The 22463-nt window shown below is 38.1% G+C and carries 16 protein-coding genes and 1 pseudogene; 7 read left to right on the top strand and 10 right to left on the bottom strand.

Features of this window, described 5'->3' with window-relative positions; genetic code table 11:
- Nucleotides 1-58: 58 nt before the first annotated feature.
- The 3 genes from fldA to ybfF form a co-directional block, all read right to left on the bottom strand.
- Nucleotides 59-586 carry a flavodoxin FldA gene (fldA, locus tag QSH13_RS03780; RefSeq protein WP_286038840.1) on the bottom strand — a complete coding sequence of 176 codons (528 nt, stop codon included), beginning with the start codon at nt 584-586 and terminating at the stop codon, nt 59-61.
- 273 nt (nt 587-859) lie between these two features.
- Nucleotides 860-1168, bottom strand: a complete 309-nt coding sequence (gene ybfE, locus QSH13_RS03775) for a LexA regulated protein (RefSeq protein ID WP_036912278.1) — start codon at nt 1166-1168, stop codon at nt 860-862.
- Between the two features lie 211 nt (nt 1169-1379).
- A complete protein-coding gene (gene ybfF, locus QSH13_RS03770) occupies nt 1380-2162 on the bottom strand; it encodes an esterase (protein WP_109406503.1) in 783 nt (260 codons plus the stop codon).
- Nucleotides 2163-2619: 457 nt separating this feature from the next.
- Between ybfF and seqA the strand changes: the two genes are divergently transcribed.
- From seqA to QSH13_RS03740, 6 genes and pseudogenes are all read left to right on the top strand, one after another.
- On the top strand, nt 2620-3171 hold the full coding sequence (gene seqA / locus QSH13_RS03765; RefSeq protein ID WP_109398151.1) for a replication initiation negative regulator SeqA: 552 nt from the start codon (nt 2620-2622) through the stop codon (nt 3169-3171).
- A gap of 74 nt (nt 3172-3245) precedes the next feature.
- On the top strand, nt 3246-4886 hold the full coding sequence (pgm, locus tag QSH13_RS03760; protein WP_249717133.1) for a phosphoglucomutase (alpha-D-glucose-1,6-bisphosphate-dependent): 1641 nt from the start codon (nt 3246-3248) through the stop codon (nt 4884-4886).
- A 146-nt stretch (nt 4887-5032) separates the two neighbouring features.
- Complete coding sequence (locus QSH13_RS03755) at nt 5033-5515, top strand: YehS family protein (protein WP_098943871.1); 483 nt, start codon at nt 5033-5035, stop codon at nt 5513-5515.
- A 179-nt stretch (nt 5516-5694) separates the two neighbouring features.
- Nucleotides 5695-5892 (top strand): annotated as a pseudogene (locus QSH13_RS03750) (type II toxin-antitoxin system RelE/ParE family toxin); the annotation flags it as partial.
- A 260-nt stretch (nt 5893-6152) separates the two neighbouring features.
- A complete protein-coding gene (locus QSH13_RS03745; protein ID WP_286038839.1) occupies nt 6153-6359 on the top strand; it encodes a YbfA family protein in 207 nt (68 codons plus the stop codon).
- Nucleotides 6360-6581: 222 nt separating this feature from the next.
- Nucleotides 6582-7325: a type 2 GTP cyclohydrolase I gene (locus QSH13_RS03740; protein ID WP_109373941.1), complete on the top strand. Its 744-nt coding sequence runs from the start codon at nt 6582-6584 to the stop codon at nt 7323-7325.
- Nucleotides 7326-7386: 61 nt separating this feature from the next.
- Here the strand turns inward: QSH13_RS03740 and QSH13_RS03735 are convergent, their stop codons facing one another.
- The 6 genes from QSH13_RS03735 to QSH13_RS03710 form a co-directional block, all read right to left on the bottom strand.
- A complete protein-coding gene (locus QSH13_RS03735; protein WP_109406501.1) occupies nt 7387-9459 on the bottom strand; it encodes an SWIM zinc finger family protein in 2073 nt (690 codons plus the stop codon).
- Nucleotides 9456-10613: a VWA domain-containing protein gene (locus tag QSH13_RS03730; RefSeq protein ID WP_286038838.1), complete on the bottom strand. Its 1158-nt coding sequence runs from the start codon at nt 10611-10613 to the stop codon at nt 9456-9458. The genes QSH13_RS03735 and QSH13_RS03730 overlap by 4 nt, the downstream gene beginning before the upstream one ends.
- Nucleotides 10600-13182 (bottom strand): DUF5682 family protein, encoded by a 2583-nt coding sequence (locus QSH13_RS03725; RefSeq protein WP_286038837.1) that lies wholly within the window; start codon nt 13180-13182, stop codon nt 10600-10602. Before QSH13_RS03725 ends, QSH13_RS03730 begins: the two co-directional genes overlap by 14 nt.
- 99 nt (nt 13183-13281) lie before the next feature.
- Nucleotides 13282-14391: an ATP-binding protein gene (locus tag QSH13_RS03720; protein ID WP_286038836.1), complete on the bottom strand. Its 1110-nt coding sequence runs from the start codon at nt 14389-14391 to the stop codon at nt 13282-13284.
- A 25-nt stretch (nt 14392-14416) separates the two neighbouring features.
- Complete coding sequence (locus QSH13_RS03715) at nt 14417-18145, bottom strand: DUF4132 domain-containing protein (protein WP_286038835.1); 3729 nt, start codon at nt 18143-18145, stop codon at nt 14417-14419.
- Nucleotides 18146-18508: 363 nt separating this feature from the next.
- Nucleotides 18509-19639 carry a multidrug effflux MFS transporter gene (locus QSH13_RS03710; protein WP_196543929.1) on the bottom strand — a complete coding sequence of 377 codons (1131 nt, stop codon included), beginning with the start codon at nt 19637-19639 and terminating at the stop codon, nt 18509-18511.
- A gap of 102 nt (nt 19640-19741) precedes the next feature.
- On the opposite strand from QSH13_RS03710, the gene QSH13_RS03705 reads away from it, so the two are divergent.
- Nucleotides 19742-20503: an AraC family transcriptional regulator gene (locus tag QSH13_RS03705; RefSeq protein WP_196543928.1), complete on the top strand. Its 762-nt coding sequence runs from the start codon at nt 19742-19744 to the stop codon at nt 20501-20503.
- Between the two features lie 78 nt (nt 20504-20581).
- On the opposite strand, the gene QSH13_RS03700 is transcribed toward QSH13_RS03705, so the two are convergent.
- A complete protein-coding gene (locus tag QSH13_RS03700) occupies nt 20582-21865 on the bottom strand; it encodes a citrate synthase (RefSeq protein WP_109398141.1) in 1284 nt (427 codons plus the stop codon).
- Nucleotides 21866-22463 lie beyond the last annotated feature (598 nt).

The following is a 22463-nucleotide window of genomic DNA, read 5'->3' as shown; positions in this document are numbered from 1 at the left end:
ATCACACTATCTTAGCACACCATTGAATAATTATCATTCTCAATATTGAGAATTTATTTTACCCCAGAATTTCGTCTAGGCTCATTTCTTCTTTGATTTGAGCAACCCAAGCGTCAACACGCTCTTCGGTTAATTCTGGTTGACGATCTTCATCAATTGCAAGACCGATAAAATGATTATCATCAGCAAGCCCTTTAGAGGCTTCGAAATGATAACCTTCAGTTGGCCAATGTCCTACGATAATTGCACCACGAGGCTCAATAATATCGCGGATAGTACCCATTGCATCACAGAAATATTCTGCGTAATCCTCTTGGTCACCACAACCAAATAGTGCAACAAGCTTGCCATTGAAATCAATATCTTCTAGTGTTGGGAAAAAGTCATCCCAATCACATTGTGCTTCACCATAATACCAAGTAGGAATACCTAGTAACAGAATATCGAACGCTTCGATGTCTTCTTGACTAGATTTTGCAATATCATGAACTTCGGCATTATCAGCGCCCAGTCTTTCTTGAAGCATTTTGGCAATATTTTCTGTGTTGCCAGTATCACTGCCGAAGAATATTCCTATGATTGCCATAAAGTGAGATAACCTCTTTTATTCTAAATTCGTTATATTTCAAATTGTAGCGTTATTGACTACGTCTATTCTCACTAGTTACATACTTTTTGTATGTTTCTAGTGACTCATTCACTTGTCACCTAGCTACACTTCAAAATATTTAGAGTATATTTGTCTGTGTTTGAACAATTACTAGTGAAAGATAAGCATTGTGTTTTCATCATAGAAAACTAAAAATGTATTTTGACGAAAATAGCAGGCTAATTCTGTCGAATTTGTGTGGTTTATCTGCTAGCTATTCTTGTTTTGATGCATTTTTAAGGCGTGATTTTGCGCCAATTGCTCTAGTAATATTTCTTCAATAAGTTCACTACGACTGACGTTTCTTTCTGTCGCTAACTCATTGAGAGCATTCACTGCATCTTCATTTAATTTTAACTCAACTCGACGTAATCCATTAACTCTATCACGTCTTAATTGATTGCGTTTATTAATTCTAAGCTGTTCATCCCGAGAAAGCGGGTTTGTTTTAGGTCGCCCAGGTCTGCGTTCATCTGCGAACAAATCCAGTGTGGTGCGATCAGTTTGTTCTTTTGCCATAAATTTTGCTGTGAAAGGGCGTATACCAATGACTAAATTGCGAAACGCCCAATAATACCCCACATAGTGATGTCTCGCCACTGCTTCCTGAATTTAACCTATTGTGATTTGGTCTTTTTATCAACAGACACAAATTTTAAGCACAATAATTATACACTCTATTAAATTCTCATTTTTCAGTGACGTTATTTTAAACAGTAAAGTCTATTAATTAAGCTTTTTCTAAAAAACGACGAATGGCCTTAATAACGGTATCTGGTTTTTCTGAATGAACCCAATGCCCTGTGTTTGCGACAACAAAGGCAGTCGCGAGAGGAAATTGGCGAGCTATATTTTCACGATACTCATCTAAAATATAAGGTGATAAACCGCCACGAATAAATAATACAGGATGATGCCAAGCCGGCACCTCTTGCCAGCCAATAATGTCTGAATAAGCATTTTTTATTGCAGGTAAATTAAATAGCCATTTACCATTTTTGAATGATTTGAGTAAAAATTGGATCACACCTTCCTCTTCAATAAAAGGGCGCATGATTTCCACAGCATCTTGACGGCGTGTGACTTGAGCTTCCGTTACGGCTTCAAGCGCAGCAAAAATTTTGTCATGACGGCGAACGTTATAAGCAACAGGGGACATATCAATCACAACAATATTTGCGATACGTTCGGGAGCTAACGCTGTCATCGCCATCGCAATTTTGCCTCCCATTGAATGCCCAATAATAATGGCTTTTGAGATAGTTAAGCTATCAAGTAATGCGAGCACATCTTGTGCCATATCTTGATAATTCATACTGTTGCTATGAGGAGAATGTCCATGGTTACGCACATCAATTTGTATTACGGTATTATCTTGACGAAGTGCGCGACCTAAAACACCTAAATTATTGAGATCACCAAAGAGACCATGAATTAAAACGATAGGTAAATTAGATGCAGGTGTAGTTTCAGGTTGGTGTAATTGATAATTTAATAATGTATTGAGTTTCATATTAATGACCAAAATGATTGCGATTTTCTTCTATGATGACATGCACAAGATGCTAAGCCAACTTATCGCGATAAGATGAAAGAGTAATGAAGCTTAGAAATAATTGATAAGATAAATTTATAAAAAACTATAAAAATAATGTTTTGTAGATATATATTCTAAAGTTATTTAAAAAGTTGAAGTATTGACATTGCTCAAAAATAAATAATTAGGATTTTATATTATTTGGGAATTGGTGGTGTGATATGTTTGAGTTTAAAACTGACTTTTTGCGAATAAGTTCAAAGAATAGAAGATGATACCAAGATAAACAATAGGATAAATGCCGAGCTTAGCCTTTAAAACGGTAGGATCTCGAATAGATCTTCTTTAAGTTATTGAAATTTTACCTATTTTGTTTTTAAAGATTATATCTTATAATCCTAATTACTTTTTTTGAAAACAGTACTGGGTAGCAATGAAAAAGATAGAAATTGATGACGAACTTTACCGCTATATTGCTAGCGAAACTAGGCATATCGGTGAAAGCGCTTCAGATATTTTAAGGCGTCTACTGAAGCTCGATGCCAAACAGCCCGTACAACCAGTCGTTGTCACTGAGTCAGTACAAGCACCTGTTATAAAACAGGAAGCTGAACCTAAATCGATTACACCAGCAAAAAATCCGATCCGTGAAATGCGAGAACTGCTGCTATCTGACAGTTACGCAGAAAAAACAAAATCAGTTGATCGTTTTTTACAGATCCTTTCTACGTTATATAGCCTAGATAGCGCTACTTTTACTCAATCTGCTGAAACAGTACATGGACGAACACGTATCTATTTTGCTGGTGATGAACAAACATTACTCGATAGTGGACGTCATACAAAACCGCGCCATATTTCAGGTACGCCGTTTTGGGTTATCACTAACTCGAACACAGAGCGTAAAAGAACAATGGTACAAAGCATCATGCAGGATATGCAATTCCCTGCAAATGAGATTGATAAGGTGTGTGGAACTATCTAACCACTATTGTTAATTGATGCATTGCAAAGGCTTTTGTTTAAAGCGTGATTGTGATGTCTAATAGGAGAAGATTCGTGGCAATTCATCCAAGAGCAGGGCAGCATACTCGTCAAAGTGATCTTATTAATGTGGCGCAATTAACGTCTCAATACTATTCACTTAAACCACAAGCTAGCAATAATGCTCATCGTGTGAAATTTGGTACATCTGGTCATCGTGGAAGTGCAAATCGCCATAGCTTTAATGAAGCACATATTTTGGCAATTGCACAGGCTATTGCTGAAGTACGTGCTAATAATGAAGTAACAGGACCATGTTATGTGGGTAAAGATACCCATGGATTGTCAGAGCCTGCATTTATTTCTGTTTTAGAAGTACTTGCCGCCAATAAAGTTAAAGTGATTATTCAAGAAAATAATGGCTATACACCAACACCGGCGGTCTCTTTTTCTATTTTGACATACAATGAAGCACATCAAGATATTGCTGATGGTATCGTGATCACGCCATCTCATAATCCACCTGAAGATGGCGGTATTAAATATAATCCATCAAATGGTGGGCCTGCGGATACAGATTTAACTTCAGTTATTGAGAAACGAGCTAATGAACTGCTTGAGAACAATTTAGCAGGGATCAAACGTCTTTCTTATGATGAAGCATTAGCAAGTGGTTATATTCAAGCTCAAGACTTAATTATGCCTTATGTCAAAGCGTTAGGTGACGTTGTTGATATGGAAGCGATTAAAAAAGCGGGCTTAAAATTGGGCGTTGATCCATTAGGTGGTTCTGGTATTGAGTACTGGAAACGCATCGGTGAATATTATGGTCTTGATCTTGAATTAGTTAACGATCAAGTTGATCAGACGTTCCGTTTTATGACGCTGGATCACGATGGTGTTATTCGCATGGACTGTTCATCGCCATGGGCGATGGAAGGCTTATTACAGTTACGTGATAAGTTTGATTTAGCCTTTGCTAACGATCCTGATTACGATCGTCATGGTATTGTGACACCTTCTGGTTTAATGAATCCTAATCACTATTTAGCGGCTGCGATTAACTATCTTTTCCGCCATCGTCCACAATGGGCTAACGATGTAAAAGTAGGTAAAACACTGGTTTCAAGTGCAATGATTGACCGTGTTGTGGCAGATTTAGGCCGTGAGCTAGTTGAAGTGCCCGTTGGTTTTAAATGGTTTGTTCAAGGCTTATTTAGCGGTGAATTTGGTTTTGGTGGTGAAGAGAGTGCTGGTGCATCTTTCTTACGCTTTAATGGAAAACCATGGTCAACTGATAAAGACGGTATTATTTTATGCCTGCTGGCTGCCGAAATGAAAGCAGTAACAGGTAAAGATCCGCAAGAACATTACAATGAATTAGCACAACGTTTTGGTTCACCAAGCTATAACCGTATTCAAGCATCAGCAACCCATGAACAAAAAGCGCTGTTGTCACGTTTATCGCCTGAAATGGTGACAGCAAGTACATTAGCCGGTGATCCAATAACTGCACGTTTAACGCATGCATCTGGTAATGGCGCATCTATTGGTGGTTTAAAAGTGATGACCGATTACGGTTGGTTTGCGGCTCGTCCTTCTGGTACCGAAGAAGCCTATAAGATTTACTGTGAAAGCTTCCGTGGTCCTGAGCATCGTGAATTAATTGAAAAAGAAGCTATTGAAATAGTAAATAATGTTTTTGCTAATAAATAAGTTAGTACGATAAACTATTTATAGAGAATACACTCTACCTAAAGGTAGAGTGTATTTTTTTAATTATTGAATATTTTTAGATCACAGCATTGATATCCATCATTGAGGTTGATTTAGAATTAAAAATAGAGTGGATAATCAATACAATGCAAAATAATTTTGTTTTACGAAGTGTACGCTACATGCTGGATCTAAGTGATGCGCATGTTGTTGAAATCATGAAACTGGCTGATTTCACAGTCACAAAAGAGTTAGTAAATAGTTGGTTGAAAAAAGACGATGAGCCTGAGTTTGTTGAGTGTGACGATAATGCAATGGGACATTTTTTAAATGGCCTGATTTTTTATCGTCGAGGCAAAGATGAGAATTTTCCAGCACCTGAAGTTGAAAAACGTATAACAAATAATATTATCTTAAAAAAACTGCGTGTCGCTTTTGAGTTAAAAGATGTTGATATTCTAAAGATTTATGAGCTTGCAGACTTCCGTGTTTCTAAGCCAGAACTCAGTGCAGTATTCCGTAAGCCTGGACATAAAAACTATCGTAACTGTGGCGATCAACTCGTGAGATATTTTCTTAAAGGGTTAACCGAAACCCTACGTGGTAAAGGCAAAACGGTTAAGAAATAAATATATCTTAATTAAAATTATCTCCCTCTTTGATAGAGGGATTTTTTTTCAAAAAAATTCTTTGTCGTATGATAACTCGTATTTAATCTTGAATTTAGTTGGTGTACATTGCACACCCATTGATGACAGATTAGAAAGGGAATTTAATGAGTCATGCCATAGAATTTATTTAAACCTCAATGTTTACTGAGCAAATCAAACTATTGGCTACAGATAAAGAAATACGAATACTTCAAAATGAACTTATCAGTAAACCTGATAAAGGCGACTTAATTAAAGGAACAGGTGGATCACGCAAAATAAGAATGGCTGTAGGTAACAAAGGTAAAAGTGGGGGGGCTAGAGTTATTTATTTTTTAGCAGTAAATCTTATTCTCTGATTTTCTCTTTTTTATAATTCACTCGCAAAATTATTTACTATAACCGTAATTTAATAAAATATTAGGCTATTTTGTTAATATGGTTTATTTTTTGTTTCAATTTTGTTTTATTTTTATTTCTATTATGAAATTTAATTACATATCAAGCAAAATAAAGGTGATTTTTCGCACAAATTAAGTGGTCTGATCAGTAGTAAAGTTTCATTAAATGAGGTAAAATTTCAATCAATAAATTAATCTGTATGCAGGAGAGCACTATGCCAGCTTATAGCGAATATACAAAAAAACATGTTTTAGCCCGTCGTTCTGGTGCGATTGCGCTAGGTGTTGTGGCATTTCCTGTTATGATTTTTCATCCTAAACGCGCACAGTTTTATAGCTATATACATCGAGTATGGTCTAAAACAAGCGATAAACCCGTTTGGTTGGCAAAATCAGAAGTGGCACTAAATAGTCACAAATAACAGAATATTAAGATAACGCCTGCAAAAGTAGGCGTTATTTTTATCCCTCTTTAAGCACTTTTCTGGTGCTACTTTCTTGTTTTTTCTTATCTGCAAATAATCTTCAATTTTTACGTTACAATAAACAGTAATCAGTCATTTAAACGAAGGCGATTAACCTAATACTATTTATCTTATTGTTAGATAAATAGTGGCATTCGTGATAACAGGGAAATAGATAAAATGAAGAATACTGATCTGGAATTAGTGATTAATGAGAAGTTAAGCATTGAGAACTTTCAAGATTATGCACCTAATGGGCTTCAAGTTGAAGGTCGTCCTCATATTCAAAAAATAGTAACGGGTGTAACGGCAAGCCAAGCATTACTTGATGAAGCTGTACGATTAAACGCTGATGCGATTTTAGTACACCATGGTTACTTTTGGAAAAATGAGCCTGTTGTTATTCGCTCAATGAAGCGTAACCGCTTAAAGACATTACTTTGTAATGATATTAATCTTTTTGGTTATCACTTGCCGTTAGATGCTCACCCAATCTTAGGTAACAATGCTCAATTAGCGTTAAAAATGGGCGTTAAAGTTGAAGGTGAAATATTACCTTTAGTGCCTAAAGGTGTGTTTGATTTACCTTTAACGCCTCTTGAATTAAAAGCTCGTTTAGAAAAAGCATTACAACGCAATGTATTGCATTGTGGTGATAATGCCCCTGAAACTATTCGTAATATTGCTTGGTGTACAGGCGGCGGACAGGGCTTTATTCAAGATGCAGCAGAGCAAGGGGTGGATGCTTTTGTGACTGGTGAAGTTTCGGAACAAACTATTCATATTGCAAGAGAAATGGGCGTGCATTTTTTTGCAGCGGGACACCATGCGACAGAGCGTTATGGTATTAAAGCATTAGGTGAATGGCTTGCTCAGACACATCACTTCGATGTGACATTTGTCGATATTGATAATCCAGCATAAGCCTATTTATTCTTATTCTATAAGCGATCTCTCCATGAAAGAGAGATCGCTTATTACTTTATTACTCATTAAGCTGAATGGGTAATGGGCTTTGTAATTGTTGCAGATTATCGCATAGCCAAATTAGCTGTAATAAAGCTTGAGGATCACGTGTCGTTAAGGCCAGATAACGAGCTAATTGGTTGGCTATTAATGTCATTCCTAAATCGTCAGCAGTATGCTTGCTTATTTCTAACTGCTCTTTTTGCATTTCAGAAAGTAATTCTCTCCCAGTACAGGCTTGGGCTTCTAATACTGATAAAATAGGGCGGCAAAATTTTTGTGCTAAAGTCGGCTCACTGTGATGCATTGCCGTTTGTTGCTTACGTTTAGCCATATATTCTTGAATACGGCTAATAAACGTAGACTGTTTTTTCTTACGCGGAAATTGGTCAAAATCGAGATAAAACAGTTCAATACCTTTTGTCGTTTTAAACCAAATGGTTGTTGGTAATAAATCTATATTTAAATCACGTCGAACAGGTTGCACAGTGACTGCAACTATCTCTAATTCTCGCTTAGTGAGATAACGTAATTCTTCCAGATTATTTTGCATCGTTCCTTCCCAATAAAGACGTAAGAAGGCCGAATTATCATGATTATCTAAAACATCCCAAATAACGCACTGCTCTATTTCATACCAAATTAATGGTTTATAGCTTTTGATATGTAAGACGAGAGGAGAAAGAAATCCTTCAGGTTGATTAGCAAAATAGTCCGGTAATGCTTGCCAATTGTTGATCCCCAATTCAGTTTGCAGATTGTGATAATCCGTAATATCAAGAAAGTCCGTTTGGTTTTGTGCAAAGCTTTCGCCAATAGTCGCCAGTTTTCCTTCATCAGAAATACGAGGCTCTTGTAATAAAAAAGGACGGCGCATTAATTTATCGGATGTTTGTTTCCATAACGATAAGCTATTCCAAACACTATAACGGTTAAACAGAGTATCCAATTGATTTGGGCGTGCTTGTGTTGCTTGTAAGAGCTGTTTTTCTTCTTTATCCCAAAAGGTAAAGGTTGCACCTAATGCACCACTTTGTGCTGTCCACCAGTTCGCACCAATAGGGATCAGTGAGAGGCTCGTTTTTTTATCATCATATTGACGACGAAGTTGTCCTCGTAACACTTTTAACTGTTCAGGTGTCGCATTGGATAATTGGAATAGATAGGCTGAAATATGAGCCAACAAGCGCAAGACATTGCTTTCATCCATAGTGAAATGTCTTTCTGCCAACAACTTAACTTGGGTGCTTAATGTTCGCAAATAAGATGCTAAACGAGGTAAACCTTCTGCTCTAGCTGTCATATTCAATAAGTGCAACTGTGTGGCACTGCTTACGCTGATATGTGATAGCCCTTGACGCAATAGATCATAAATAAATTGTTCAACTGTCGTTATTAACGCTGACTCTTCTTCATTGAGAGGACGCTTTGAAGGTGGAACAACGATTAAATCTTCAGGCCAAACCCATGGTTGAGCATGTTGTTCAAATAGTTTAGCCACAATAGCAAGGTGAAATGCTTTTTTCTGTGAGTCAGAAAAAGGTGATAACATGCCATCATAACCACTACCTTGTAAGAAAATAACAGGTTCATCAATATCAGGAAGTTGAATTTTTAACTGTGTCCCCGTGTCTTCTAAATTTAATGTTGTTGTTTCCCACTGTTCAACTAATTTAATCGCCATGCGACAGGCTGGTTTTCCTGTTTTTTTGATTAATGCTTCTGGATCAAGAGCCAATAAGGTGGGTAATAGAGGGGCGATTTCAACGGGATCAGTAATGGTTTCTGATGATGTTTCATTACTATTATCATCATTTGAATTATCTACACTATTATTGGCTTGTAGCCATAAAACGGCGGCTAAAATATGTTTACAGCAACCTGATGCAGAACAATCGCAACTGGCTTGTTGGATCCCCGCTTCGTGTAAAACAACATTTTGTCCGTCACTATTGAACTGTCCTGTATTGGCATCAGTGAGAGAAACTTTTTTGTTATCAACATCTTTTCTTGCGCGTCTTAATAATCCTGCATTAGCAAATACAGTGAGCGCATCTTCATCGTAATGAAAGTAAACAGTTTGCCAACTCATTGCATTACCTCTGCTAACCATTGTGCGAAATGTTCAGGTGTTAACGCTGCAACTTGCATACCTCTATCCGCAAGTTTTTGTGCAATCGCTGAGTCATAAACAGGTTGAGCTTCATCATCAAGCGCCGCAAGCCCTAATAATTTAACTTGTTGGCTATTAAGGCGTTGTGTGCAATCTAATAAGCGGTTTAATGAGCCACCTTCTTCAAAGTCACTGATAAGTGAAATAATTGTGCGTTTAGGATTTTTGACCAAACGTTCACAGTATTGCATTGCACCTGCAATATCAGTACCGCCACCTAATTGTACTGTCATTAAAACTTCAACGGGATCGTCTGCTAAATGCGACAAATCGACAACTTGAGTATCAAAAACCACTAAAGAGACATTAACAGCAGGTAAAGAGGCTAAAATACTGGCACAAACTGCGGCATACATAATTGAGCTGGACATTGACGCACTTTGGTCAACACAAAGAATCACATCCCACGGAAAGTGCTGTTGCATCCGTGAGTTAAAATAGGGAGTTTCAATCACTAAACGGCGATTTTGAGTATCGTAATGTTTTAAATTCGCCGCGATAGTTGCGCGCCAATCAAAGTTACGACTATTGGGGACTAAAGAGCGTCTAAAGCGGTTACGACGACCTGTTAACGATTGGCGAAAATTATTACGAATTTGACGTAAAATATCATCAACCACTTTACGAATAATGGTTTTAACCGCGTCTCGTGTTTCTTCACTCATACGGCCACGTAAGCTTAATAATGTTTTAGCTAACGCTTTTGTTGGCTCCATCGCTTTTAACGTATTGGGATCTTTAAGAAAGCTACTGATTTGATAACGTTCAATCGCTTGTGATTGCATACGTTCAAATGTGCTATTAGGGAATAGCTTACGTGCGTGATTTAGCCAGTTTACCGCAGTAAGTTGCGATGCATCGAGTGATCCATGACGACCTCGTTCTTGGCGAAGGCCTCTGCGTTGATATTCTCGGCGATAGAGAAAGTCGAGTGTACGTTCAACTTTTAAATCATCAGCATTAAAAGTTGCTTGCCCAAGAGCATCATCAGCATATTGACCTAAAATCAGGCGCCAGCGTTTTGCTTGTTTTATTTTATTTTCTTCAGGCATATCGTCATTATGCTGACTCATGAGTCGTATCTCCTTTCTCTGTTTTCTTAGTTTCAAACCAAGAAGTCATGCCTTGTTCCATTATTCGCTGTTGTAATTTTTGATTGAGGTTAGTGGCTTCAAGCATCTGTTTAGCACTGAACTCTGACTGCCACAAAGATAACGCTTGCGTATCTAAACCAATATCGTTGGCAATATATTGTGCAAGCTCCGCATTTTGTTTGGGATTAAGTTGGCTAAAGGCAAAACGCAGATCAGGTAAGATCTGAATAAATCGTTCTTCATCCCATTGCTGTAACAAGGTATTTAAGTGATCAACTAATAGCGGTAGGCGAATAACCAATTCGGGTGCTGTTCGCATCATACCGACGAAATAACCAATAGCATGTTCGGGAGAACTGCCTGTACTAAAGGTCGTATTTAGCGCGGCGACTAATGTATTTTCGTCAATATATGAGCCTAAATAACGTAATGCATCTACGGCACCTTTTAATAAAGGTACGGTATCTAATTGACCATCAAGGCGATTGAGTTGCTGATAGAAATCACTTTTATAATCATGCGGATTATTGAGTGATGGCATAAATTCAATCAATTCACGCAAAGAGAGTAGCGCTTGTAAATTGCTTTCTTGTTGTTGCTCATCACCCTGAGCCAATTGTTCTAAACAAAAGAAAGCTTGTGGAATAACTTGATGTAGACGATTTTCAAGTGAAAGCTCATCAGTAATATCAAGATATTGGCGACCTCGCCATAAATGGATCAGTTTATGTCCACATTGAGTGAGAGACTCAAGACGAAAATCTTGCTGAATATAACTATCTAACAATTTAAAGAGTGATGGTATGCGCTGGTGGAGTCCAATTAATGCTGCTTGGATTAATAACGTTACTGCACTTTGACTTGAACGACTTTGACCTTGATCTTCAAGCTGTTTCTCCATTGATAACAGCTTACTTAGGGCGATGGCTTCAAGTTGAGAGCCTTTCTCTGATAGTGAAATTAGCTCGCCTTCCACATTGGGTGTCCAAGCGTATTGCCACTCTTCAAATAACAGATCTAATTGATGACCAGAAAGAAAATCAGGGCCATTTACACGGTGTGCAAAATGGATCTCTAAGAAAGCCAATAAATGTAAAAAGCGACTTCTTAAGCGATGTTGCCGGTTACGGTACACATCACACTTAGTTGTTTTTGTTAAAGTATCATCAAGTTTGAAACGAAAAGCTTTAGCTCGTTCATAGGTTTCATTAACTAAGGGAGGTGTGGCCGTACCTAATGGAATTTTACCCAAGAGATAACCAGAGAAGCAGGTTTTAATTTCAGCCCATAATTCGCTTTGGCTATCATCTAAACTGCCTTTAATAAAGGCGCTTTGTAAACCATCAAGCAAGTCATAGCGACCGGTACCGGCGTGCTCTCTGAGTAAAGCGAGGCGTAAACTCTGTTCAGCCGCGAGTTTTACCGCTAAATAGCTAGGTGGATTATCAAATTGTTTTTCTCTAATTGCCTGAGCTACAGAGCTTAGAAAAGCGATCCCCATTTTATTACGATAAACTTGGGTTGGCTGTTTTGCTGCATCATTATTTTCTAATTTATCATGATGTTGTTGCATCAAACTTTGCCAAGTTTGTTGATAAAATGCTGGAGATGGCATCCCTGAAGCATAACCATTAAGTGCATCTAATCTGTCAAAACTGTAACGAATAAGCCAAGCTTGCTCATTTTCACCCATTTTTTGCATTTTAGTGAATTGCTTCTGTTCTGCGTTAGAAATAGCGAAAGATTGAGATTGTGAATTAGTTAGGCCTTCAATTAATGCAAGGGTATGAAATCCTCCTGTGACGATTAAAATTTTGGCATTAGGCTCTTGTTGTTTGATGGTTTGAATATGTGTGAGCATATGTGCTTCACGTTGTGAAGAGCCCTCTGCTTCAAGCACTTCAGGTTCATAATCAAGGCGTGCAAGTGCGCACCAAATAAAGGTGTCATTAAACAGCGTTTGCCAATCCGCTAAGGATTCAATATTACGTAATTCAAAAAGATGTTCCCAAACATCATCATGATCACGACAGTGGCATTTTTTGGCTAATTGCGCGATAAATTGGCTATGTGCGAAATAACGCTCTTTTTGTAAGCTACGACTTTGTGAGTCGCTATACTCTTCGTTATTAACTTGTGCAGCCCAAGGTAAATCGATAAAACGTGTTTTGGCATTGATGCGCAAACCACCTCGCAAAGCTTGCCATTCAGGAGAATATTCACAAAATGGAAAATAGGCTGAGTGTAGTGATTTCTCACCTCCTTCTTGTTTTCCATCATTATGCAAATACTCTGCTTGTCCCATAATGGCGACAGGAGGATGAGTGTCTTTATCGTTTAAGCTTGGGATTAGTGAGTTAAACGTATCCGGGCCTTCTATCAAAATATAGTCAGGCTTTACTGAATCAATAAGTGATAAAACACCGTATGCACAAGCTGGGCTATGGTGGCGTACAGGGGCAAAATAGAGATGTTGTTGCTGTAACGACGTCCATTTCAGTCGTGCTTGGTCAATTCTTTCTGGTAAAGGTATTGAAGGTAGCGTCACCGTGTCGATCCCTTTTTTGGGTGAAAAGGCAGAGTGAGTTAACTCTGCCTTTAATAGATAAATAACATATTTTAGTATGTAGCCACGAGCCTTAGCGTTTTATTGCCAAAACTCTTTTGATGCATCAAAGAAAGCTTTCCACTCTTTACTGTTTCTTGCTCTCTCTCTGGCGACGTTGTCCATGTAATAACGAATACGCTTGATATCATCAGCATTGTCTTTTAATACAACACCGATTAATTGACGGGCAATTGCACCTGCATTCATCACACCGTCACCTAAATAATGCGCTTCTAAGGCACAAGCATAAGCAATATTCACGGCTTCTGCAGTTGACATAACCGCATCTGGTGTTTTGATATTGCCACCATCTTTAGTATTACCTGAGCGTAACTCTTGGAATGTTGTGACCAGTAATTCCACAACATCTGCTGGTACAGTGACTTCATTTGCTAAAGAGCCTAATTCATTTTCCAGCTGTGATTGGATCAAGCTAATTTCAAATGCAGGATCACGAATAGGTTTCACGGTTTCAAAGTTAAAACGTCGCTTTAATGCGGCAGACATTTCATGAACACCGCGATCACGTAAGTTTGCAGTACCAATGAGGTTAAATCCCGGTTTCGCACTAATACGTGCACCATCACCCATTTCAGGGATCATCAATTGTTTCTCTGACATCAAGGAAACTAAAACATCCTGAATTTCAGGAGGGCAACGGGTTATCTCTTCAAAGCGAACTATTTTGCCTTGCAACATACCTTGATAAAGCGGTGATCCCACTAAAGCGCGTTCTGTTGGACCTTCTGCTAATAGCAAAGCATAGTTCCAAGAATACTTAATATGATCTTCTGTTGTGCCAGCTGTTCCTTGGATCGTTAATCCTGAATCACCACTGATAGCGGCAGCAAAAAGCTCAGAGAGCATCGATTTTGCTGTACCAGGTTCACCAACTAGCATTAAACCTTGTTTACCCAACAATGTGACAATCGCGCGATCAACCAATGCATCGTCGCCAAAAAACTTAGGTGTGATGTTTAGTGCATCATCACCTAAAATAAATTGGCGTACAGCACGAGGAGAGCGAAGCCATCCTTGTGGTTTAGGATTATTAGCATCAGCTTTTGTTAAACGTTCTAACTCTTGAGCAAATCGAATCTCAGCGCTTTCCCTAATTGCTTGTTGATCTGCGGGTGCTTTTTTAGCCATATTCTTTCCTAATTATCCCTATCTTTTACCAAGGTGTTTTCTTTTCCCATTCAGGATCAAATCCTGCACAAGCTTCAGCGACTTTTAGATAATCGGCATAACTTTCTGCTAATAGAATGGGGGGTACATCTTTTAGCTCAACATTATTACGATCCCAGTAATCTTGCTGATTTTTCTCAAAGCTCAAATCAAATAAGACAGCAGGAATGTTTTCTTCTGGTACATAGCTACCACTGAAACCGATATTCACGTAGTAGTTTAAACTAGAGAAGAATTTGTAATAGTGCGAGAACGAGCCACCATCTTCTGCTGGGCCTCGTTGATAACCCATTTTGGTTAAAATACCGCGTAAAGTGAATGTGTCTGTGATCCAACCTTTTCTATCTTCCACTTCAGTTTGTTTCAGATCTAACTCAGGGATCTTATGCTCCATTTGAGAGAACAAGAATTTCACTTTGTAATCTTTAAAATGAGCCATCCATGCCTTACGCTCATCTTCATTAACTAATGCTGCATGAGCAAGCTGGATCAACGAATCGTTTTGTAAAGTCACTTCATCATCTTCTAGATCAAGCAATGCACCATCATCAGAAGGGCGGAATGTATTGATAACCTTGCCATCTTTCACTTCTTGCCAAACCAATTGTTCAATCAATTTATGCATGATTGGGTGAGCTAAGATATATTCTTGCCAATCCGCGCTTAACCACTGACGTTGAGCACACATCGCTTCATATAAGCGCACACTTTGTAGCTCGATAACTTGTTTAAGTTCTTTTTTGCTTGAAGTGAAGAGTTTTTTCGCTTCTTTGATAAGCTCAGGATCATCATTTTTACGCGCAGCAGGTAAGGCTTTAACTTCTTTCCCTTCAGGATTAAACAAGACTAGTTTTTGTTTTGCATCCATCTTCGCAGTAAAGGTACGCTCACCGTATTCCAGCACTAATGTACCAGTATCATCAAAGCCAGCAGTTGGAATGGTTCTATCCGCTAATTCATCTGAACTCCAGCCATTACGTTCAGCAATTTGCGTGACTAAGTTACGCGCTTTTTCTTGCACTGATGCAGTACGATAACGACGAGATAATGACAGAAGAAGCTGAATGATAATCGGATCATTGCTTGATGCTACGGCATCAATCATCGCTTCAATTTGCGCACGACGCTGATAGTGATCACGCATATAGTTACGTAATACAGATACCGCAACATGGCCTTCAATACCACAGATAAGCGCTAACATACCTTTATCACTGATTGCTGAGCCTAAATAACGACGTAATACCTCGTTTTTAATCTCTTCAATCACTTGCTCTAAAGTGTAGTTTTCATATTTAGCGTAATATTCAGGATAACGCTTCGCCCAGTTTTGATAATTGCTTAAACGTCCCGGAGCTTCACGTTGTGCTTCTACCATCGCTTCTTCAAGCGTTGGACCTTTAATATCTTGAGCAACAAAGGTATGCAGAATAAAGCTTGAAAGTTTATGTTGACTATCAGTAGAAAGCAGGCCGATATAACGTTGTAATAACGCGTTTCCTCCTGGCATTTTTAGTTTTACTGCCAGAATAATCCACCAACGAATAATTGCTGGATCAACTGCTTTTTTGTTTTCCCATGTTAATGCAGGAATAGCATCAAAGTTAAACCAAGCGAGGCTTGCAGGTGCTTTAGCTTTAAGGCCTTTTTCAGCTTCAGCTAATAAGGTTTTTGGTGATAAATAACTTGAGATATCTTCACCAAGTTGCTCTAACGCTGTTAATAAAGAGGCTCGTACTATTTCACGTTTCTCTTTTTTCAATAAGGCATTTAGTGCAGGTAATGACTCTGGATTTTTTAAACGAGCCAACCATTCAATGGTGGTAACGCGAATTTCTTGTTTCGCAGAAGATAAACCTTCTTGTGCTCTTGTATGAATATTTGGCAGTGTTTCAAGTAAATTCTGAGCTGAAACGCGGTGCATTTTATTTTCACCTAATGCCAATTCCATAATTCGAGGCACGAATTGTGCGGGAATGGTAGGAAAAAGACTTAATACTTTAATGCCTTGTGAAATTTCAAACTGGCGATAACGATGCTCACTTTGATTTGGCATTAAATTCAGGGCTTCAGCGATATAATCTGGATGTTGAGAGAAGAAAGGCCAAACTTGCTCTGGTTTACGGAAGCGTTTTAAACCATCCTCATAAGATTCTAAACATAATGCAGCAGTCAGGCGGGTTGCATTTTTAAAATTACAACGTTGTAGCACATCTTCAAGGTGACGTAATTCAATATCACTAAATAAGCGTTCAGGAATTTCGCCATTAAAATAATGAGAGGAGAAGTGGTCAGCATGTTGGCGATTATTTGCGATTACACGCACAGCATGGAATAGCGTATATTCAGGTAAATTTAAAACACGATTTTTATATTTAATGATTTGAATTTCATTTGACTGAATAGAACCTTGGCCACTATTCAATTTATCTACTATTGCACGGCATTGTTTTTCATCAATTTTATTTAAATCTCTTAAATGTCGTTGTGCCCAATTATAAGTGTGTTTAGTTGTTTTATTTTCTTCAATTTCACGTTCAGCATTTTCTTTGGCTTTGACCAAGAGCTCATTGAAGTTATTGACCATCATATCGCGAACGCTATCAGGTAATGGTATGTCTTCTAATGGCGTGAAATCAGGAGTCTCAATTGCCTCTACGGCATTGGCATCTTCTGCAACATTAAAACGTAGCAGGGCGCTTTCAATACTTTTTATTACCGCTTTTGAAGTTTCATGTTTTAACGCTTCTTCAAGTACATCGCGGTTTTCACCTTGGCGTGCAAATAAATCTGCGGCCTGCGTCCGTTGTTTTGGCGTACCATTCATTAAAACATGGGTAAGATTTTCTTTAACAATTTCAGGTGGTAAGGTGATTAAAATTGGTTCTGCGGTTTTCTTAACGGTTTTTAAGCTACTGGTGGCAAGTAACACAATAATGTCAGCAAAAGTGTCACGTAATACGGTATTTTTATTGAGGTAATTAATTAATTCAACTAAGCCATTTGCTGACAATTTTTCAATTAATTCTGTTCTAACAAATTCTTGATGTGAAAGTAGGTAGTCTTTTAAATCACTTAATTCATAGATACGCTTAAGATTAGAAGCATAGTATTCAGAAATATCTTTTCTATCAAACACAGCGAATAAGGCTTTTTCTCCCGCAATATTGGCTTCTTTTTCAACCATATTAGCGATAAATTCCATATTCCAATGTTTACGATGCTCTAAATTGAGATTACGCGCATTATCATAAGTGTTGTAAAACACATCAATTAAAAGATAAAGCACCCAAGATGGCACTTCTTTTGTGGTGATTTTAATATTGATATCTTGGCAAGCTGCGGCTAGAACTTTACCATAACGTGCAACTTGTTCTGCTGAAAAGCTATCGCCGACTTTAGAATAGAGTTTGTGTCGTGCATTCAGCCCTTGAGTGATGACTTTATTATATTGACCTGTATTCACATTGTGAGCATACCACCACTCTAATGTGCCAGGTTTATCAAAGTAAACCGCCGCTTTTGAAGCATCCAGCTGATTTAATTCGAAAAGGATCTCCGGATTTTCACCTGTAAGTACATAATTTAATGTACGTTTAGGCAAACTCTCATCAAATATTGCAAGCAATACCAGTGATTCTTGGAGATGTTTTTCAGTAATTGCGACGTCTTTTTTCCCAAAAAGTGGGAAAATGTCTAAGATTTTTTTTATCACGCCAGTTCCTTAAGCTATGTATGGATAAACAGTTTTTTTTACCATGAAACAGCGTAACGAACAATTTGATTATTGTTATAATAAATAAAGGCAAGAGATAATATTGGTTAAATTTATAGAGATAAACACTAAATAAAATCACTAATCTTTATTAATGTTCAACTTGTCCTTATATAAAAGGGTATATCAGGAAAAAGTGCTAAAAACGAAGAAATGATAATAAAGGCATTTTTTGTGGGATTGAACAAGATTAAGAATTGTCTGTTAAGCGAAATAAGCGTTAACCCTTAGTGAAATTGATTAAAAAATAAGATCAATTGTAAGAGAAAACCCCGTACCTTTAAGGAGTACGGGATAAGTTTATTATTTAGCCGTTTGGCGAGAAAAAGACAACAATAAGGAACCGATGCTACAAATGAGTAACGTTATCGCTAAACTTTGTCCCCATCCTGCCAGTGCAAGCCCACCGCCAATTAACAGATAGTAGAACAAGCCTAATAACGCTCCCGCTGTGCCCAAACGATCTTTATATTGTGCTAATGCGGTAGCTAAGATATTTGGAATGGCAATGCCATAAGCAATAACGCTGGTCATCATTGGAATAATAAAGCTAATGTGACTACGTAATAAATAAACACCTATGGCACTGACTAATGCAATAAAACTTGCGAGTAAAACTAATTTTTCACATTGCCAATGATGATTTAATAGTGCTTTATTAATATAAGAGCCAATACCGACACCTATTGCTAATACAATACCGCTATAACCAAAAGTGCTCGCGCTATAACCTTGTTTATCAAACATAAAAGGTGCTAATTGATAATAAGCAAAGAGGCTGATATTAAAAAAGGCAATTAATAATACTGTTTTAGCAATTTGCTTATCTTTAAGCATTTTTATTGCAGTTTCTCCGAGTGGTGCTGTTTTTATTGTTTCAGGGCGACTTTCAGGTAAAGCGACGGCGCTCCATAACAGTAAAATTATAGCGAGAAAGGCTAGTCCACTAAACACACCTTGATAGCCCGTATAACTCACTAATAATGAACCACTTAACATCCCAATTGCTGGACTTAGTGCGATAGCGGCTCCCATAACAGAGAAAACTTTAGCCAGTTCATCACCACTATACACATCACGCATAATAGTTTGAGTGCCCACTGAACCTACTGCTGCACCAAAAGCGGAAAGCATGCGTAATCCAAGTAAGACTGAAAAATCTTGTGTCATAAAAACGCCAAGACAAGCAATCGCATAAATAAACAATCCAGCTAACATTGTTGGGCGGCGACCAATGACATCACATAATCGACCCCATATAATGACGCCCAAAGCAAACGCAAAAAAATAGAGCGAAAGTGTTTGTCCAGCTTCGTTTGCATTCACATGAAAGCCGTTTGCAATATCAGTAAGTGCTGGGCTATAAATGGTTTCTGCAATTTGTGGAAACATCATTAACGCAATTGCTAACCATAAAGAGAGTTTTTTGTTCATCTTTTTTATCCTAAATCCTTAAATCTTGATGAACAGAATACAGAGATAATAAATGTCTTGTTATAAATATAAAGACATATTGTTTTTCAAATAGGACAAGTGATGGCTTGGCTTAATCAATACGACCACTTTGTGCCAGAAGAACATCTTGCACCGGTCGTAGGTATTGCGGCAGAAATGGGAAAGCACGACTCAGGGTTTCATTCTCATGATAGAGGGCAATTATTATTTACGCAGTCAGGATGCATGAGAATTACTTTGGCTTCCCGTATTTCTGTATTACCTCCAATGAGGATTGCGTGGATCCCTCCGAGACTTGAGCATCGAGTCGAAATGTATGCCTCTGTTGGATATCGTTCAGTTTATATTAGTGAAGAGTTACATGATAATTTTCCAAGTGAGAGTGAGATCTTAACGATTTCACCTCTTTTACGAGAAGTATTAGAACGAATTTCTATTGCTGATTTTGATACTCAGTGGGAAGAAGGGCGCTATGCCAATTTATTGGCGGTTTTTTTTGATGAAATCGCTCAAGCACCGCGGCAACCTAATCATTTATTTATGCCTAAAGATAGGCGACTAAGCCGTTTATCCTTTGATGATTTACCGCCAGCACTACAAGAAATGGCTAAGTACGTGGGGGCGAGTGAAAAAACAATCACACGTTTATTTTACAAAGAAACGGGGCTGAGCTATCAACAATGGCGCCAGCAATGGCGATTAATGAAAGCTATTGAGTTATTATCTACCCATCATCGCTATGTTGATATTAGCCAGATATTAGGATTTGCCAGTGACAGTGCCTTTATTACCTTTTTCAAAAAAATGACAGGGCAAACACCGCAAGAATATTTGAAAAATTGATCGATTTTATCGATAACTTAAAAACATAAAGCCCCGATTTAAACGGGGCTTAACAAAGATAATTAATAAAAAAATCAATTATTTCTTTTTAATTTCACTTTTGAAATCGCGCTCATCATAACCAGTATAAAGTTGACGAGGACGCGCAATTTTCAGACCATCTTCGTGCATTTCATTCCAGTGAGCAATCCAACCAATTGTACGGGCAATAGCAAAAATAACAGTAAACATATTGGATGGGATACCTAACGCTTTAAGGATAATACCTGAGTAGAAGTCAACGTTAGGGTAGAGTTTTTTCTCAATAAAATACGGATCGTTTAGAGCAATACGTTCTAATTCCATTGCCACTTCAAGTAAACTGTCATTGAGGTTTAATTCTTTTAACACTTCATGACAGGTCTCACGCATTACTGTCGCACGAGGATCGTAGTTTTTGTAAACACGGTGACCAAAGCCCATTAAACGGAAGGAGTCATTTTTATCTTTTGCTCGTTTAATAAATTCAGGAATGTGTTCAACCGTTTTGATCTCTTCCAACATACGTAGACAAGCTTCGTTAGCACCACCGTGAGCCGGTCCCCAAAGTGACGCGATACCTGCTGCGATACATGCAAATGGGTTTGCACCAGAAGAGCCAGCTGTACGCACAGTAGAAGTTGAAGCATTTTGCTCGTGATCTGCGTGAAGGATGAAAATTCTATCCATTGCGCGTTCAAGTACTGGGTTAACAACATACTCTTCGCATGGTGTTGCAAACATCATATGCAAGAAGTTGCCTGCATAGGAGAGGTCATTTCTTGGGTAAACGAAAGGTTGACCAATCGAATATTTGTAACACATCGCTGCCACTGTTGGCATTTTAGAAAGAAGGCGATAAGCCGTAATATCGCGGTGAACCGGATTACTGACATCCAATGCATCGTGATAGAACGCAGCTAAAGCACCTGTAACACCACACAGTACGGCCATTGGGTGTGAATCACGACGGAATCCATTGAACAGTCGGGTAATTTGTTCATGGATCATGGTGTGACGCGTTACTGTGGTTTTAAATTTATCGTATTGCTCCTGTGTCGGTGCTTCGCCGTATAACAGGATATAGCAGACTTCTAAGTAGGTTGATTCAGTCGCTAATTGTCCGATAGGGAAACCACGGTGAAGTAAGATGCCATTATTACCATCAATAAAGGTGATCTTTGATTCACAAGAGGCGGTTGAGGTAAAGCCGGGATCATAGGTGTAATAACCTTTGGAGCCGAGAGTACGAATATCAATAACTTTGGAACCGAGTGTAGGGGATAGAACGTCCAAGTCTACAGATGTTTCAGCAATCGTTAGCTTAGCTTTGTTATCAGCCATTTATAATCTCCTTAGCGCTTATATGTCTCCTAACAAAGTCGAGGGTATCTTCATAAAGATGCACTTCGATAGTGAAACTATAGTTGATGTAAGGTACCCAGCCGAGTTTTACTTAATGCCCGTAATATCTAGGTCTATAGTGTGTCACTTATGTTAAGGAGCTTTTGATGTTATGTTTTTTTAGGTGCTTTTTTATGCAATGCACTTAGAATTAGTACTGCTATCACTTTTACATAAGTTTGAGGTTTCTGGAAGCGTGTTTGCGCACAAAAAAAACATAAACATTAAATTAATGCAGTAAATGTAATAAAAATGTTGTGTATGTGTCAAAAATGATAATCATTTTTGCATCGGATGTATTAAATAGTGATCCTTCTCACTGTTCGAGGCAAATGTCGGGCACACAAGTTGTGTGGTAATTGTAATAAGTTTGTGAAGCACTTATACTGCGCGCAGGTCTCCGGAACCGTTGTTGTATGGAGAACCAGCGTAACGAATCCACACTTTTTGTAAAATAGACGGATTTAACATTTTACTTAAAATGTGCCTTTGTACCCCATTCGCTGTTTGATTTCCATCCAGGTCCGGAGGAAGGAAA

The organism is Proteus faecis, assembly GCF_030286765.1.
Taxonomy (GTDB): Bacteria; Pseudomonadota; Gammaproteobacteria; order Enterobacterales; family Enterobacteriaceae; genus Proteus; species Proteus faecis.
This window is presented reverse-complemented; position numbering and strand designations above follow the sequence as displayed.